A 16,840-nucleotide genomic window follows, 5' to 3' on the forward strand; every position below is an offset into this window, starting at 1 on the left:
AACCCCATGAGCCACAAACGCAAAGTCGCCATCATCGGTTCCGGCAACATCGGCACCGACCTGATGATCAAGATCCTGCGCAATGCCAAGCACCTGGAGATGGCCGCGATGGTCGGCATCGACCCGGCCTCCGACGGCCTGGCCCGCGCCGCCCGCCTGGGCGTGGCCACCACCCACGAAGGGGTGCAGGGCCTGACCCGCCTGCCGGTGTTCAAGGACATCGATTTCGTCTTCGACGCCACCAGCGCCGGCGCCCACGTGAAGAACGACGCCTTCCTGCGCCAGCACAAGGCCGAGCTGCGCATCATCGACCTGACCCCGGCGGCCATCGGCCCGTACTGCGTGCCGGTGGTGAACCTTGAGCAGCACCTGCAGGCGACCAACGTCAACATGGTCACCTGCGGTGGCCAGGCGACCATCCCCATGGTCGCGGCGGTGTCGCGGGTGGCCAAGGTGCACTACGCCGAGATCGTCGCCTCGATCGCCAGCAAATCCGCCGGCCCCGGCACCCGCGCCAACATCGACGAATTCACCGAGACCACCAGCAAGGCCATCGAAGTGATCGGCGGTGCGGCCAAGGGCAAGGCGATCATCATCATGAACCCGGCCGAACCGCCGCTGATGATGCGCGATACCGTCTACGTGCTCAGCACAGCCGCCGACCCGCAGCAGGTGGCGGCGAGCATCGAAGAGATGGCCGCTGCGGTGCAGGCCTATGTGCCGGGCTACCGGCTCAAGCAGCAGGTGCAGTTCGAACAGGTGCGCGACTTGAAGCTGCCGGGGCAGGGGACCTTCACCGGCCTCAAGACCTCGGTGTTCCTCGAAGTCGAAGGCGCCGCCCACTACCTGCCGGCCTATGCCGGCAACCTCGACATCATGACCTCTGCCGCGCTGGCCACCGCCGAGCGCATGGCCCTGGCGATGGGAGCCCCGGCATGAACGGCAAGAAGCTTTACATCAGTGACGTGACCCTGCGCGATGGCATGCACGCCATCCGCCATCAGTATTCGCTGGATGACGTGCGCGCCATCGCCAGCGCCCTCGACCGGGCCAAGGTCGACTCGATCGAAGTGGCCCATGGCGACGGCCTGCAGGGTTCCAGCTTCAACTACGGTTTCGGTGCCCACACTGACCTCGAATGGATCGAAGCAGCGGCCGACGCGGTCAACCACGCCAAGATCGCCACGCTGCTGCTGCCAGGGATCGGCACCATTCACGACCTGAAGAACGCCTACGACGCCGGTGCTCGCATCGTTCGCGTGGCCACCCACTGCACCGAGGCGGACGTGTCGCGCCAGCACATCGAGTATGCCCGCGAGCTGGGGATGGACACCGTCGGCTTCCTGATGATGAGCCACATGCAGACGCCCGAAGGGCTGGCGCAACAGGCCAAGCTGATGGAGCGCTACGGCGCCACCTGCATCTACGTGGTCGACTCCGGCGGGGCGATGAACATGGACGACATCCGTGCGCGCTTCCGGGCGGTCAAGGCGGTGCTCGACCCGGCGACCGAGACCGGCATCCACGCCCACCACAACCTCAGCCTCGGCGTGGCCAACTCCATCGCCGCCGTGGAGGAGGGCTGCGACCGCATCGACGCCAGCCTCGCCGGCATGGGCGCGGGTGCCGGCAACGCACCACTGGAAGTGTTCATCGCCGCCGCCGACAAGCTGGGCTGGCACCACGGCACCGACCTGTACGCGCTGATGGACGCCGCCGACGACCTGGTGCGGCCGCTGCAGGACCGGCCGGTGCGGGTGGACAGGGAAACCCTGGCGCTGGGTTACGCCGGGGTCTACTCGAGCTTCCTGCGCCATGCCGAAGTGGCCGCTGCCCGCTATGGCATCAAGGCGGTGGACATCCTCGTCGAGCTGGGCAAGCGGCGCATGGTGGGTGGCCAGGAAGACATGATCGTCGATGTGGCGCTGGACCTGCTCAAGCGCTGACCCCTGTAGGAGCGGGCTTGTCCCGCGAATGGGGCGCACAGCGCCCCCTCTCGACCCCAATACAAAAACAAGACGGGTAATCCCATGACTTCTCCTGCAATCGACACGTCGCGTGTATCGATCACCATCGGCCTGTGCTTTCTCGTCGCGCTGCTTGAAGGCCTCGACCTGCAAGCCGCCGGCATCGCCGCCCCAGGCATGGCCAGCGCCTTCGCACTGGGCAAGCTGCAAATGGGCTGGGTGTTCAGCGCCGGTATCCTCGGCTTGCTGCCCGGCGCCCTGGTCGGCGGCTGGCTGGCCGACCGGGTTGGCCGCAAGCGTGTGCTGATCGGCTCGGTCGCGCTGTTCGGTGTGTTCTCCCTGGCCACTGCCCATGCCTGGAACCTGCCCAGCCTGCTGACGGCCCGCCTGTTGACTGGCGTGGGCCTGGGCGCGGCACTGCCCAACCTCATCGCGCTCACGTCGGAAGCCGCTGGCCAGCGCCTGCGCGGCAGCGCAGTGAGCCTGATGTACTGTGGTGTGCCCTTGGGCGCGGCGCTGGCAGCGGGCATCGGCATTGCCGGCTACAGCGGTGACTGGCAGCGGGTGTTTCATGTCGGCGGTGCCGGGCCGCTGCTGATCCTGCCTCTGCTGCTGCGCTACCTGCCCGAGTCGGGCCAGTTTCGCGCCACGGCCCAGGCCGAGGCCACGGCGAACCTGCGCCGAGAGCTGTTCGGCCAGGGGGCGACCTGGCTGCTGTGGCTGAGCTACTTCTTCACCTTGATGGTGGTGTACATCCTGATCAACTGGCTGCCGAGCCTGCTGGTCGGCCAGGGTTTCAGCAGCCATGACGCCAGCTGGGTGATGTTCGCCCTGCAGATCGGCGCCGCCATCGGCACCCTGGCCCTGGGCCTGGTCCTCGAACGTCTGCCGGCCTGGGCCACGGCGGCGCTGGTGTACTTGGGCATTCTCGCTGCGCTGGCTGGCCTGGGGCTGGCCAGCGAGTTGCGCGGCATGCTTGCCGCCGGCTTTTGCGCGGGCTTCTTCGCCACCGGTGGGCAGGGCGTGCTGTATGCCCTGGCCCCGCATTTCTACCCTGTGCGGGTGCGCGCTACAGGCGTTGGCGCGGCCGTTGCCGTCGGCCGCCTGGGGGCGATGAGCGGGCCGCTGGTGGCGGGCCAGATGCTGGCCCTCGGGGCAGGCTCTGCCGGCGTGCTGCTGGCCTCGGCGCCGGGTGTGGTGATTGCGGCGCTGGCGTTGTTCCGCCTGATCGGCCGGCGCCCCGCCTGACTTCGCGCTGTTCAACCTTGCGTGCTCCCTGCTGGGTCTGCGGCAGGGCTTTCTACAACTACAAAAAAGTAAAGTGACCATGCACAAGGCCCCGAAAACCTGCCTGGCCGTCGGCCTGCTCTGCAGCAGCGCTGCCCATGCCGCTGGCTTCGTCGAAGACAGCCATGCCGAGCTGGTGCTGCGCAACTACTACTTCGACCGTAACTACCTGGGTACCACGCCACAGGCCGCCGCACGCGAATGGGCCCAGGGTTTCATCCTCAATGTCAGCTCCGGGTTCAGCCAGGGGCCGGTCGGCTTCGGCCTGGATGCCAAGGGCATGCTCGGGGTGAAGCTGGACTCCTCGCCCGATCGCGCCGGCACCGGCCTGCTGCCGTTCGACCGAACCACCCGTGAACCCGCCGATGACTATTCAGAACTGGGCCTGACCGGCAAGATGCGCATCTCGCACACCGAGCTGCAAGGCGGCACCATCAGCACCTTTCTGCCAATCGCCTTCGCCAGCCCGACCCGGCTGTTGCCGCAGACCTTCCGTGGTGCCTACCTGCGTTCAACTGATATCGACCGGTTCAGCCTGCACGCCGGCTGGCTCGACCGGATCAACCTGCGCGATTCCACCGACTACCAGAAGATGAGCGTCGCCGCGCCCAACGGCCGCTTCAATGGTGCGGCCACCTCGGACCGCTTCACATTCGTCGGGGGCGACTACGCCTGGTCCGACGCGTTGACGTTGCGCTACTACCATGCCGAACTGGACCAGATGTACCGCAAGGACTACTTCGGCTTCGTCGACGACCGCGCGGTGGGGGCGGGCCGCCTGAAAAGCGATTTTCGCCTGTTCGTCGCCGGTGAGGACGGCGCTGCCAAGGCCGGCAAGGTCGACAACCGCAATACCGCACTGATGCTGACCTACGCCTGGGCCAGCCACAGCCTCGGGGCTGGCTACATGCGCCTGGACGGTGATACTGCCATGCCGTACCTGTACGGCACCGAGCCGCTGGTGATCACCGAGGGTACGCTCAGCTCGGAGTTCATCAACCCCAGGGAGCGCAGTTGGCAGGTCAAGTTCGACCAAGACTTCGCGCCGTTCGGCGTGCCGGGGCTCAAGGGCATGCTGCGCTACGTGCGCGGCGACAACATCGAACTGGCGCATCTGGGTGGCAGTGGGCTGAGCGAGAGCGAGAAGGATGTGGAGCTGTCGTACGCCGTACAGCAGGGCACGTTCAAAGGCGTGACGCTGCGCCTGCGCCATGCCTGGTATCGCAATGACTTCGCGGCGGGGGCGAGCCACCGCGATGACAACGAACTGCGGGTCAATGTGGACTATACCGTCAGGCTCTGGTGATAGCTGCGGGGTTGGCGTCAGTCCGTGCTGCGGCCTGCAGCTGTTGACGAAACCATTGCCGCAGCGGATCGGCATGGGTCCGCTCATGCCAGATTTGCATCACTTCGACCTTGGGCAGGGCCAGGGGCAAGGCGTACATGCACAAGTCTGTGTCACGTTCGGCGGCTTCTTCGGCGACCGAGCGCAGGCAGGTGAGCAGCAGGTCGGTGCCGCGAACGAGCCGTGCCGGCGCGAGGAAACTCGACAAACCGGCCACTATCCGTCGACTGTGGCCGGCAGCGCGCAGGGCGCGGTCCACCAGGCCATCGAGGTCGCCAGTGAGCGTGGTCAGCAGGTGGTCGCAGGCCAGGAAGGCCTCAAGGTCGAGCCCCTGCGTCAGGCGCGGGTTGCTGCGCGATGCCAGCACCACGAAATCCTCGCTGAGCAGGCGTTGCTGATGAAAGGTGTCTGGCAGGTCGGTGTAGAAGCCTGCGATGGCCAGGTCGCAGGTCCCCTTTTCCAGGGCTTCGCGCGGCAACTGGCCACGGGTGTTGTGGGTGATCAACACCAGGTTGGGCGCTTGGCGGCGCAGGACTGGCAAGAGCCTGGGCAGCAGGGTCTGCTCCATGAAATCGGTGCTGTACACGTGCAGGCGGGCAGGGCGGGCGAGAAATTCCTGGCCGTCGCACCGTTCATAGAAGGCGGCCAGGCCTTCGACCAGGCGCTGCACTTCGGGAGCCAGTTCATGGGCACGTGGGGTTGCCGCCAGGCCACGTGGGGCGCGCACAAATAGCGGGTCGCCAAACTGGTGCCGCAACTTGTTGAGCTTGTGGCTCAGGGCTGGCTGGCTCAGGGCCATGCGCGCGGCCGCCAGTGTGGCGTTGCGTTCCTGATACAGCACGTGGAACAGGTACAGCAGGTTGAGATCCTTGCTAGCGATATTCATTTTATGGATCACAGAAATAAAAGCTTTCGAATTATCGAATCATAGCTGCCTGATTAGGATGGGCCCAGTTCCCTCATGACTCGATAGGTAAAACCTGATGAACAAGACGACCTCCCTGGTGCTGGCGGTGACTGGGGCATTGCTCACCGGTGCTGCCCATGCCACGCCAAAAGGCGAAGTGCTGGTACTGCTGTCCAGTGAAAACAGTTTGATGTTGCAGGATGGCAAGCGCTATCCGACGGGTTACTACCTCAATGAATTCGGTGTGCCCGCCGACCAGCTGCTCAAGGCTGGATACAAGCTGGTGCTGGTCACGCCCAAGGGTAATGCGCCAAGCGTGGACGTGCGCTCAATCGATCCCCAGTACTTTGCTGGCGACGACACGGAAATGCGGCGCATCGAGCAGGTCGTGAAAGGCCTGCCGGGCATCAACGACACCTTGTCGGTGAAGCAAGTGCTGGCCGGCGACCTTGAACGCTATGCCGGTTTGTTCATTCCCGGTGGCCATGCGCCGCTGATCGACCTGGCCAACAACCCTGATGTCGGGGCTTTGCTGCGACACTTCCATCAGGCCGGCAAGCCTACCGCCGCTATCTGCCACGGGCCCATTGCGCTGCTGTCGGCGCAACGCGACCCGGCCAGCTACCAGGCCGCCCTGACGCGTGGCGAGCAGCCGGCGGCCGATGACTGGGTTTACCAGGGTTATCGGATGACCATCTTCTCCGACCCGGAAGAGCAGGTGTTCGAAGCTTCGCTCAAGCCGCAGCGCCTGCAGTTCTATCCGGCCAAGGCCATGGCCGGAGCGGGCGGTCACATGACCTACGCCCAGGCCTGGCAGCCTCATGTGCTGGTGGATCGTGAATTGATCACCGGGCAGAACCCATTCTCCGACAAGGCACTGGCCAAGGTGTTGCTGGAGAAGCTGGCTGAGCATCAGCAGGCCGACTGAGGCGGCACTAGAAGCTGTATTTGGCGGTCATCATCAGATTACGTGGCGCCCCCCAGGTATCGCCACCGTAGTCCACCGAACTGGCGACGGCCGAATAGTACTTGCGGTCGAACACGTTGTGGGCGTTGAGTTGCAGGTCGAGATGCTGACTGACCCGGTAGCCGGCCATCAGGTCGGTGACCGCATAGGCACCCTGGACCAGCCTGTACTCACTGCCATCGGCCACGGTGAAGTCGTTGTAGATGCGGCTCTGCCAGGAAATGTTGCCACCGACCCGCAGCTTCTCCAGCGGGCCCTGGAAGTGGTACACGGTGTTCAGCTTGAACATGTGCTCCGGGGTGTCGGTATCGAAACGCTGGTTGACATTGGCGGGGTTGGCGGCGTCCTTGATGGTGTGCGCGCGGGCATAGGTATAGCCGCCACCGATCTGCCAGTTTGGCGTCAGCGCGCCTTGCAGTTCCATGTCGATGCCCTGGCTGCGCACTTCGCCCGAAGCTTCGTAGCAGGAAGTCTGCGGGCAGTTCGCGACGAACACCTGGGTGGCACGGTTTTCCTGGTCGATGCGGAACAGCGCGATGCTGGCATTGAGCGCGCCGTCGAAGTATTCGCCCTTGATGCCGACCTCATAGTTCTTGCCCACGATCGGTTTCACCGGGGTGCCGGAGGTGTCCTTGGAACTTTGCGGGGTGAAGATGTCGCTGTAGCTCACGTACACCGAGTGGTGGTCGTCCAGGTCGTAGATCAGGCCGGCATACTTGGTGACGTTGCGGGTCACCTTGTAATCGCCGTCGCCATCACGGTTGTCATAGTCGTACCAGTCCAGGCGCCCGCCGAGGATGAGCTTGAGCGGGTCGGCCAGGTTCAGCCGGGTGGTCAGGTACACGCCATCCTGGGTGGTGACTTCACGCTGGTTGTCGGTGTGTACGAAGTTCGGTTTACCGCCATTGAGCGGCCAGAACATGTCGTACGGGCTGTAGTTGCGGGTGTCCATGTCGTAGATGCGCTTACTGGCACCTACCACCAGTTCGTGGGTGCGCCCGAGCAGCTCGAACGGGCCGCTGACGAAGCCGTCCAGGCCGGCCTGGTTCTCCTGATGCTTGGATTGGTAGACCGTGCGTTGCAGCGGTGCTTGCAGGCCAGCCCAGCGCGACTGGTAGGACCCGGTGAAGGTCGCATCCTGTTGCGCATAGTTGGCGTTGAGCTGCAGCGCCCAGTCATTGGCCAGGCGATGGCGCAATTCGGCGAACACGGTGTTGATCTCCTGGTCCTTGTTCTCCCAGTCGGTGCCCGGGTTGTAGGAGCGCGAGAAGCCCATGTGGTGGCCGTCGAGGGCGGTGGGCATGGCGCCCCAGAAGTAGTTGGTCTTGTCCTTCTGGTGCGAGAAACCAAGCATCAGGCTGGTGTCATCGGAGAGGTCCGCCTCGGTCACCGCATAGAACAGACCGTGGTCTTCCTCGACGTCATCGATGTAGCTGTTGGCGTCACGGTAGGACGCCACCACGCGTCCGCGCAGGGTGCCGCTGTCGTTTAGCGGGCTGGAGGCATCGACCTCGCCGCGGTAATCGTCCCAGCTGCCGGCGGCGCCGGTCAGGGTGACCTTCTGCTCGGCCAGTGGGCGCTTGCGCACCAGGTTGATGGCTGCCGACGGGTTGCCGGCACCGGTGACCAGGCCGGTGGCGCCGCGCACCACCTCGACTCGGTCGAACATCGCCAGGTTCGGCTGGGCGCCGACCACCCAACCGGTATAGCCGCTGGGGATGCCGTCGTACATCAGGTTGTCGATGTTGAAACCGCGCGAGGAGTAGCTCTGCCGGCCCGGGCCGCTGGAGTAGTCGAGGAACAGGCCGGGGGTGGCCTTGACCACGTCATTGATGCTGGTCATGGCCTGGTCGTCCATGCGCTGGCGGGTGATCACGGTCACCGCCTGCGGCGTTTCACGCATGCTCAGTGGCAGCTTGGTTGCGGTGGACATGGAGCCGGTGGTGTAGGAGCCCGAGCCCTCGGTGGTGCTGCCCAGCGCGTCCGAGCTGATTTCGGTGGCGCCCAGTTCCAGGGTGGTGGGGGTATCTTCGGCTACGGCTGGCGTGACAACAGCCATGCAGATGGCCATGGCGAGCAGGTTGCGAGCGGGAAGGGGGCGCGTGTGCGCGAGGGGCGACAACATGACGGGTGGGCTCCTGATGGTTGCTAATGCACATAAGCATGAGAATGATTAGCAATTAGTTTGTCAGGATGTGTCGCATCTTGGGAAGGCGGTATGCCAGATCCATTACAAAATTTTCACAAATCACCCGGAGCGGGTGATCCTCTTGCCACGCTGGCTGGCCACCTCCAGCGCCTGCCCGTCACGCTGCTTGCCTTGCCGCGCCAGGCCTTCGAGCTGGGGAATCAGCATCCCTTCCGGCAGGTGCCGCCAGAAGCGCCCTGGCATGTGCAGGCGTAGCGCGTCCGGGTTGAGCCGGGCCGGGTTGAAGGTGTGCCGGTAATAGGTACGCCACAGTTCGGCACCGGGGTCTTCGGCATTTTGTGCCCATTGCCGCCAATCGACCGGGCAACGGCGCTGATATTCGAAAGCCTGGCCGTCGAAGCGGATGCCGTCCTGTGGTGTCGCGATCAGCCAGCGCTGGCGCCCGAGGCGGTCGGCGAAGTGCGTGCTGGCGCTCTCCAGGATGTCGTGAGCGGGTTCATGGTAGGCCACCAGGTCCAGCTGCAACTGCTCGGCCAGCGCCTCGGGCAGCGGCACGAAACGTACGAACGCATGCAGGTGGTGCGCCTCGCGGCTGACCTGCTTGATACGCCGCTGCAATTCGCTGCCCAGGCGGTCACCCGCCAGCATGGCCGTGCGGTCGCCGTGGGCCACGCGCCAGAGCACTTCATACAGCAGGTTCCAGCGTTGTTCGCCGCGGTAGCGTGCTGCTTGCTCCAGTTGCGTCAGCAGCGTGGCGGGGACCTTGGCGCGGAATGGGCCAGGGCCTTCGGGCAGAGGTGTGGGCAGGGCCAGCAGGTCCTGGGTCGGGCCTTGCGCCCAGGTCACGTCGGCGGGGTCGATACCGTGGCCGAGCAAGGTGCGGGCCTGGTTGCGCCAAGTGCCGAACTGGTCATCGCAATCGAGCGCAATCACCCCCACAACCCCATCTGCTGTGGCGCCTGAGGTTCGCGCAGGCGCGCCCTGAGCAAGCCGCTGCGCAACTCGCCATCGGCGGGGCGGTAATCGCTGGTGACGATGAACGGCCGTGCCTTGTCCAGCACGCAGCGCAGCTGGATCAGGTCGTCGTAGCGTACGCGCCGCTCGCGGCGCAGTGCCACCAGCCGTTGCACGCTGCGCAGGCCGATGCCGGGAATGCGCGCCAGCAGCGCCGGCTCGGCACGGTTCACATCCAGCGGAAACACCTCGCGGTTGGCCAGTGCCCAGGCCAGCTTGGGGTCGATGTCCAGCGCCAGGTTGCCGGCCTCGCCGAGCAGTTCACCCGCTTTGTAGCCATAGCCACGCAGCAGGAAGTCGGCCTGGTACAGGCGGTGTTCGCGCAGCAGTGGCGGGGCGGCCAGGGGCACGCTGCCAGGGCTGTCGGGGATCGGGCTGAAGGCCGAGTAGTACACGCGCTTGAGGCCATAACCCTGGTACAGCGACTCGGCGTTGCGCAGCAGGGTGCTGTCGTCGGTGGCGTCGGCGCCGACGATCACCTGGGTGCTCTGCCCGGCCGGGGTGAAGCGCGGTGCTTTCGGCTCACCGGCCACGGCCTGCTGGCCCTGATGGATCACGCCCATGGCCTGGCGGATGGTATGCGCCTGTTTTTCCGGGGCCAGGCGCTTGAGGCTGGCATCGGTGGGCAACTCGATGTTGACGCTGAGGCGGTCGGCCAGGCGCCCGGCTTCTTCGATCAGCAACGGGTCGGCGTCGGGGATGGTCTTGAGGTGAATGTAGCCACGGAAGTTGTGTTCTTCGCGCAGCAGGCGTGCCACGCGGATCAGCTGTTCCATGGTGTAATCGGCCGAGCGGATGATCCCGGAACTCAGGAACAGGCCGCTGATGCAGTTGCGCCGGTAGAAGTCCAGGGTCAGGCGCACCACTTCCTCGGGGCTGAAGCGCGCCCGCGGCACGTTGCTGGAGCGGCGGTTGACGCAGTACTGGCAGTCATACAGGCAGAAATTGGTCAGCAGCACCTTGAGCAGCGACACGCAGCGGCCATCAGGGGTGTAGCTGTGGCAGATGCCCATGCCATCGGTCGCGCCCAGCCCATCGCTGCCACGCGAGCTGCGTTTCGGCGCGCCGCTGCTGGCGCATGAGGCATCGTACTTGGCGGCATCGGCGAGAATGCCGAGTTTGGCGATGAGCTGCATGGGGATGTCTCGAAATACTGAATATTCATACAGTATTTCGAGACTTGTACATTTGCAAGGGCCTGAATCGGCTTCAGGGCTTGCTGAGGACGTAGAACAGGTTCGGCTCGCTGACGATATAGAGGTTGCCGGCGCTGTCCATGGTCATGCCTTCGGGCTGCGGCGCATCACGGTGCAGCCCGCCGAGCCAGGAACGCAGCGAGCGGATGCTGACGAAGCGGCCATCACCAGCGAGCTCGGTGATGTTCTTCGACTGGTCGCTGAGTACCAGCAGGTGGCCGGTACGCGGGTCGTAGTAGCCGTCGGACAGATCGGTGGCGTACACGCTGCGCTTGACCCAGTCGCGGCGGTCGCTGACGGTAATTTGCAGGGGGCCGCCGCTGAGCGCCGTGAGCATGCCGGTCACGGTGAACAGCTGGCGTGGGTCGCGCTCCTTGATGGCGAACAGGCGGTCGTGCTGGCGGTCGTAGGTCACACCCTCGAAGCCCTTGTTGCGCAAGGTCGGGTTGATGTCGAGGGTGATCCACTGGGCCTCGCTGGCGTAGATCGGCTGCGGGTGGTCGGGCAGGCTGATCACGTCCAGCCGTTGCTTCTGCTCGTCGCTGATGGCCAGGCGGCCATTGCCCAGGTACGCCAGGCCCTCGGTGTCCTCGAAGTCCACCAGCGGGTAGCGCGCCACGATGTCGCCGGACTTGCTCAGCTCCAGCAGCTCCATGGGTACACCATTGGTGATTGCCAGCAGCCGGTCACGGTCGTAGTCGTAGGTGATGCCGGAGAGGTTGCCCAGGCCAGGGTCCACCACCTTGGCGTCGATCGTGACCTTGAAGTCCGGCAGCCAGATGTTCTTGCCAGGTGCGGTGTCGCCGGTCCAGCGGTTGCTCAGGTGTGCGTAGAGCTGTTGGGGCCAGAACGAGCGGGCGGCTTCGATGCCCAACAGGGCCATGGCCACCAGCACGCCGACTGCGCCGACTTGGCCCCAGCGGTTCAAGCGTCGCCACAGGTGCCGGCGCGGCACTGGCAGGGTCTGGGTCGTCATGGTGCGGGCCTCTGTGCTGCGGTTTGCAGGTTCCCGGGGGTGTTGGCCCAGGCGAAGTGGTAGACCTGTGCAGGTACGGCTGGCTGGCACTGGCCGTTGTCGGCATCGGCACCGACCACGTACCACTCGGCGCGCGAGGTATCGCCCAGCCGGTGGGCCTTGTCGGCGTTGAAGCAGCGGCCCAGTTCGGTTTCCGGGATCAGGGCGAAGGCCGAGGGGTTATGGCGCAGCCAGTACACGGCCGTTTCAGGCTTGGACTGGTTGGCGAAACCGAAATGGACGATGGGTTGTCGGGCGAACAGCCAGTGCCCTTCACGCCAGTTGACCAGCACCAGCTCGGCGCCACCGGTGGCGCGTGCGGCGTCGGCCATCAAGGTTTCGTGGGGGTTTTGGCCTTCCTTGAGCGGCTCGACGAAGCCGCGGGCGAACCACAGGCAGAACCAGGCCACGGCAATGGCGGTGAACGCCTTGCGCCAGCCGGGCCGGCGCTGCAGCCAGCGCTTGACCATCCATGGCACCAGCGGCGCGATGGCCAGTACCAGGCCGGGCAGGGCCGGGAAGATGTAGAGCTTGCGCTTGCCGCTGCTGAGGCTGAAGAACAGCAGCACCAGGGCCACCCAGCCGAGCAGGAGCAGGAAGCGCCCATCGCGTTTCTGCAACTGCCGGCGCCAGGCCGGAACCAGCCACGGCAAGGCCAGGATCAGGGGCAGCCAGTACTGCGGGATGACCTTGACGAAGAAGTACCAGAAGGGCTCGCGATGGTCCCAGGCATTGGCATAGCGGTTGGCGGTCTGGCGCAGGAGAATTTCCTTCAGGTAGGCCAGTTCCGCCGCACCGCCACCGTGGGCGATCGAGACCAGCAGCGGCAGCAGCCACACCGCGCAGCCTGCCAGCAGCCAGACGAAGCCCAGGCTCCAGCGCCCACCCTGGCCGGGATAGGCCACCACGCCGCGCCAGCCTTTGCGCACCGCCCAGGCGTAGGGCAGCAGCATCAGCGCCGGGACAAACCCCACGCCCTTGCTGATGATGCCCAGGCCCATGGCCGCGCAGGCCAGGTAGAACCAGCCCCAGGCAGGCCCGAGCAACAGGTGGCGGACCATGCCGTAGAGGCCCAGCGCCACCCACAGGCACAGGTAGCTGTCGATCTGCCCGGTACGCAGGATGCTGTAGCTCTGGTAGGTCGCCAGGAACAGCAGCGCGGCAATCACGCCGATGCGCCGGGTCCACAGGCGTCGCCCAAGGTCATGCAGCACCAAGGTGATGGTCGCCGCGGACATCAGCCCCGGCAGGTACAGGGCGACCTTGGGCGAGCCGGTCAGGTAGCTGAACAGGGCCACGGTCCACATGAATAATGGCGGCTTGTCGCCGTAGATTTCCGCTGCGCGGTGGGGGATGAACCAGTTGCCGCTCTGGAGCATCTCCAGGGCTACGCCGAGGAAGCGCTCCTCATCGACGTTCATCGGCTGGCGCCAGCCGATGCCGGCACCGACCAGCAGGACAGCGAGTGCAACCAAGGCCAGGCGTTCGGCCCCGAGCGTCTTGAACCTAGGCAAGGGCTATTCCTTCTGCTCTTTGTGTCGGGCAATCAATTGCAGGTTGCGCAGGTAGACCACCAGGCCGAACGACTGGCCGATGATGAACACCGGGTCTTCGCGGTAGATGGCGTAGATCAGCAGTAGGGCACTGCCGAGCATGCTCAGGTACCAGAAGCCCACCGGGATCACGCTGCGCTTCTTGAATTCGCTATACAGCCACTGCAGGACGAAGCGGCCGGTGAACACGACCTGACCGGCGAAGCCGACGATCAGCCAGAGGGTTTCGCGGGTCATCCTTCGAGCTCCTGGGGTTGGGTGTCGAGGCGTGTGCGGCGGATCAGCCACCAGACCCCGACCAGGTCGAGAATGCCGACCAGGGCACGGTCCAGGTTGCCGTACTTGGATACCCCGGCATGGCGCGGGCGGTGGTTCACCGGGTGCACCAGCATGCGACCCTTGTGGCGCAGGATCAGCGCCGGGATGTAGCGGTGCATGTGGTCGAAATAGGGCAGGCGCAGGAAGGCGTCGCGGTCGATCAGTTTCAGGCCGCAGCCGGTGTCCGGCGTGGCGTCCTTGAGCAGGCGGCTGCGCAGGCCGTTGGCAAAGCGCGAGGCCCAGCGCTTGCTGGCGGTATCGCGGCGGTTGACGCGGTGGCCGGCGACCAGCTGGATGCCGCCGGCGAAATCTTCGTTGCCGCGTACCAGGGCGAGCATGCCGGGGATGTCGGCCGGGTCGTTCTGCCCGTCGCCGTCGAGGGTGGCCAGCCAGCGGCCACGGGCAGCCTGGGCGGCATGCCAGATCGAGGTGCTCTGGCCCAGCGAGCGGTCGTGGCGCAGGATGCGCAACTGGTTGAAGCCCTGCTGCTTGAGCTGGCGCAGCATGTTGAGTGTCTGGTCGGTGCTGCCGTCGTCGACCACCAGCACTTCGTAGTTTTCATTGGCCAGTGCCGTGCGGATTTCCGCCAGCAATGCCGGCAGGTTGTCGACCTCATTCTTGGCGGGGATCAGTACCGAGAGGTCAAGTGGATCAGTCATTGAGGCTACCTGTGTTCTTGTAATGATTGCGTGGTCAAACCCGGTAGAAATCCCGGTACCAGCCAACGAAAGCGGCGACGCCGTGCTCCAGCGGGGTGCTCGGCGAAAAATCGATCCAGCGCGTCAGTGAGTCCACATCCGCCCAGGTTTCCAGCACGTCACCTGCCTGCAAGGGCAGGTACTCGCGCCGGGCCTTGATACCCAGCGTGTTCTCCAGGCAATCGACGAATTCCAGCAGGCGCACCGGCTGGCCGCGGCCGATGTTGAACAGCTGGCAGGGCGGTTGCCCGTCTTCAGGGCGTGGCGGCTTCTGGCGCAGGCGCAGGATGCTTTCGACGATGTCGTCGATGTAGGTGAAGTCGCGCGCCATCTGGCCGTGGTTGTAGATCTCGATCGGCTGGCCTTCGAGCATCGCCCGGGTGAACTTGAACAGCGCCATGTCGGGGCGGCCCCACGGGCCGTAGACGGTGAAGAAGCGCAGGCCGGTGATCGGCAACTGGTACAGGTGCGCGTAGCTGTGGGCCATCAGCTCGTTGGCCCGCTTGCTCGCGGCATACAGCGAAATTGGCTGCTCGACTGGGTCATCGATGCTGAACGGCTGCTTGGTATTGGCGCCGTACACCGAACTGCTGGAGGCATAGATCAGGTGCTGCGGCGGGTGCTGGCGGCAGGCTTCGAGGAGGTTGAGAAAGCCGGTCAGGTTGGACTGCCCATACACCGCCGGGTTGTCCAGCGAGTAGCGCACACCGGCCTGCGCCGCCAGGTGGATCACTTCGCTGAACGGCTGCCCGGCGAACAGTTGCTGCATGTCGGCGGCGTTGGCGATGTCGACCGTCTGGAAGCGGAAACTGGGGTAGGCGAGCAACTGTTGCAGGCGCGCCAGTTTGAGCTCGACGCTGTAGTAGGCGTTGAGGTTGTCGATGCCCACCACTTCGATGCCCGCTTCGCACAGGCGGCGTGCCAGGTGGAAACCGATGAATCCGGCCGCGCCAGTGATCAGTACGGGCATGGTGGATTCACCTGGCCACGGCCAATGCCGTAGTACGTGAGGCCGGCAGCGGCCATGTGCTCGGGTTCGAACAGGTTGCGGCCGTCGAACACCACGCGGTCAGCCAGTTGCTGCGGGACCTTGTCCAGGTTCAGCACGCGGTAGTCCTGCCACTCGGTGACGATCACCAGGGCATCGGCACCTTCCAGCGCATCGTCCTTGCACGGCACCAGTTTCAGGTCGGGGCGATTGCCGTAGTGCCGCTGGATCTCCTGCATGGCTTGCGGGTCGTGGGCCTGGACGCTGGCGCCGGCGGCCCACAGTGCTTCGAGCAGCACCAGGCTGGAAGCTTCGCGGATGTCATCGGTGTTGGCTTTGAACGACAGGCCCCACAAGGCGAAGACCTTGCCGTGCAGGCCGCCGGGGTAGTGGCGCTGGATCTTGCTGAACAGCCGGCTCTTCTGCCGCTGGTTGACCGCTTCCACCGCGCCCAGCAGCAGCGGGTCGATGCCTTCGGCCTCGGCGGTCCTGCGCAGCGCCTGCAGGTCCTTGGGGAAGCACGAGCCGCCGAAGCCGCAGCCGGGGTAGATGAAGTCGTAGCCGATGCGCGGGTCCGAGCCGATGCCGCGGCGGACCATTTCGATGTCGGCCCCCAGTTGCTCGGCCAGGTTGGCCATTTCGTTGATGAAGGAAATCTTGGTCGCCAGCATGCAGTTGGCGGCGTATTTGGTCAGCTCGGCGCTGCGCGCGTCCATGACCATGACTTTTTCGTGATTGCGGCTGAACGGTTGGTACAGCTCGCGCAGCAGTTCGACCTCGGCCGGTGCGGCGCCGCCGATGATGATGCGGTCCGGGCGCATGCAGTCATCCACTGCCGAGCCTTCCTTGAGGAATTCGGGGTTGCTGATCACGTGGTAGCGGTCTGCGTCGGCGACCGCCTGGCTGATTCGCGCCTTGATGCGGTCTACCGTGCCGACCGGCGAGGTGGACTTGTTGACGATGACCTTGGGGCCATCGGCATGTTCGAGGATGCTGTCGATCACGCTGAACACATAGCGCATGTCGGCGCTGCCATCGGCCTGGGGCGGAGTGCCGACGGCGATGAAATGCAACCTGGCGTAGTGCACCGCTTCAGCGGCGCTAGTGGTGAAACGCAGGCGACCGCAGGCCAGGTTCTTCTCCAGCAGGGGCGCAAGGCCGGGCTCGAAGATCGGGCAATGCCCCTCGCTGAGCGCCGCCACCCGCTCGGCGTTGATATCCATGCATAACACCGAGTGCCCCACCTGGGCCAGGCATACCGCCTGAGTAAGGCCGACATAGCCGGTACCGAAAACCGTAACCTTCATTCAAAGCTCCATGGTGTGAACCTGTACGGGCAGTACCCCTGCTGACGCAGGTGTTTGGCATTTGGCCGCAGAGATCCTTGGCGAAAAAGTAGAAAAAAAATGTCACATTTTTGTTTAAATCTTGTTACT

15 protein-coding genes are annotated in these 16,840 nt (G+C 65.0%); 5 read left to right on the top strand and 10 right to left on the bottom strand.

Annotated elements, in window-relative coordinates; genetic code table 11:
• The first annotated feature begins 6 nt into the window (after positions 1-6).
• The 4 genes from BGP85_RS10015 (at position 7) to BGP85_RS10030 (ending at position 4,560) form a co-directional block, all read left to right on the top strand.
• On the top strand, positions 7-939 hold the full coding sequence (locus tag BGP85_RS10015; protein WP_103447017.1) for an acetaldehyde dehydrogenase (acetylating): 933 nt from the start codon (positions 7-9) through the stop codon (positions 937-939).
• Positions 936-1,946, top strand: a complete 1,011-nt coding sequence (mhpE, locus tag BGP85_RS10020) for a 4-hydroxy-2-oxovalerate aldolase (protein ID WP_103447018.1) — start codon at positions 936-938, stop codon at positions 1,944-1,946. The genes BGP85_RS10015 and mhpE overlap by 4 nt, the downstream gene beginning before the upstream one ends.
• A gap of 84 nt (positions 1,947-2,030) precedes the next feature.
• On the top strand, positions 2,031-3,215 hold the full coding sequence (mhpT, locus tag BGP85_RS10025; RefSeq protein ID WP_103447019.1) for a 3-(3-hydroxy-phenyl)propionate transporter MhpT: 1,185 nt from the start codon (positions 2,031-2,033) through the stop codon (positions 3,213-3,215).
• A gap of 79 nt (positions 3,216-3,294) precedes the next feature.
• Entirely contained in the window at positions 3,295-4,560 is a 1,266-nt protein-coding gene (locus tag BGP85_RS10030; protein ID WP_103447020.1) for an OprD family porin, read from the top strand.
• Here the strand turns inward: BGP85_RS10030 and BGP85_RS10035 are convergent.
• Positions 4,547-5,485, bottom strand: a complete 939-nt coding sequence (locus tag BGP85_RS10035) for a LysR family transcriptional regulator (protein ID WP_103447021.1) — start codon at positions 5,483-5,485, stop codon at positions 4,547-4,549. The genes BGP85_RS10030 and BGP85_RS10035 overlap by 14 nt on opposite strands.
• Before the next feature lie 97 nt (positions 5,486-5,582).
• Between BGP85_RS10035 and BGP85_RS10040 the strand changes: the two genes are divergently transcribed.
• Entirely contained in the window at positions 5,583-6,434 is an 852-nt protein-coding gene (locus BGP85_RS10040; protein WP_103447022.1) for a type 1 glutamine amidotransferase domain-containing protein, read from the top strand.
• Between the two features lie 7 nt (positions 6,435-6,441).
• Here the strand turns inward: BGP85_RS10040 and BGP85_RS10045 are convergent, their stop codons facing one another.
• The 9 genes from BGP85_RS10045 to BGP85_RS10085 form a co-directional block, all read right to left on the bottom strand.
• Positions 6,442-8,598: a TonB-dependent siderophore receptor gene (locus BGP85_RS10045; RefSeq protein WP_103447023.1), complete on the bottom strand. Its 2,157-nt coding sequence runs from the start codon at positions 8,596-8,598 to the stop codon at positions 6,442-6,444.
• Between the two features lie 123 nt (positions 8,599-8,721).
• The gene (locus BGP85_RS10050; protein WP_103447024.1) at positions 8,722-9,561 is read right to left on the bottom strand and encodes a TIGR03915 family putative DNA repair protein; all 840 of its coding nucleotides are present in this window, start codon (positions 9,559-9,561) and stop codon (positions 8,722-8,724) included.
• Positions 9,552-10,772: a putative DNA modification/repair radical SAM protein gene (locus tag BGP85_RS10055; protein WP_103447025.1), complete on the bottom strand. Its 1,221-nt coding sequence runs from the start codon at positions 10,770-10,772 to the stop codon at positions 9,552-9,554. Before BGP85_RS10055 ends, BGP85_RS10050 begins: the two co-directional genes overlap by 10 nt.
• Before the next feature lie 73 nt (positions 10,773-10,845).
• On the bottom strand, positions 10,846-11,715 hold the full coding sequence (locus tag BGP85_RS10060) for an SdiA-regulated domain-containing protein (protein ID WP_258035884.1): 870 nt from the start codon (positions 11,713-11,715) through the stop codon (positions 10,846-10,848).
• Positions 11,716-11,804: 89 nt separating this feature from the next.
• A complete protein-coding gene (locus BGP85_RS10065; protein WP_103447027.1) occupies positions 11,805-13,361 on the bottom strand; it encodes an ArnT family glycosyltransferase in 1,557 nt (518 codons plus the stop codon).
• 3 nt (positions 13,362-13,364) lie between these two features.
• Entirely contained in the window at positions 13,365-13,637 is a 273-nt protein-coding gene (locus BGP85_RS10070; RefSeq protein WP_079227811.1) for a lipid-A-disaccharide synthase N-terminal domain-containing protein, read from the bottom strand.
• Positions 13,634-14,377 carry a glycosyltransferase family 2 protein gene (locus BGP85_RS10075; RefSeq protein WP_103447028.1) on the bottom strand — a complete coding sequence of 248 codons (744 nt, stop codon included), beginning with the start codon at positions 14,375-14,377 and terminating at the stop codon, positions 13,634-13,636. Before BGP85_RS10075 ends, BGP85_RS10070 begins: the two co-directional genes overlap by 4 nt.
• 34 nt (positions 14,378-14,411) lie before the next feature.
• Positions 14,412-15,386 carry an NAD-dependent epimerase gene (locus BGP85_RS10080; RefSeq protein ID WP_103447029.1) on the bottom strand — a complete coding sequence of 325 codons (975 nt, stop codon included), beginning with the start codon at positions 15,384-15,386 and terminating at the stop codon, positions 14,412-14,414.
• Positions 15,374-16,711 (bottom strand): UDP-glucose dehydrogenase family protein, encoded by a 1,338-nt coding sequence (locus tag BGP85_RS10085; protein ID WP_103447030.1) that lies wholly within the window; start codon positions 16,709-16,711, stop codon positions 15,374-15,376. Before BGP85_RS10085 ends, BGP85_RS10080 begins: the two co-directional genes overlap by 13 nt.
• Positions 16,712-16,840 lie beyond the last annotated feature (129 nt).

This window comes from Pseudomonas putida (assembly GCF_002906855.1).
GTDB lineage: Bacteria > Pseudomonadota > Gammaproteobacteria > Pseudomonadales > Pseudomonadaceae > Aquipseudomonas > Aquipseudomonas putida_N.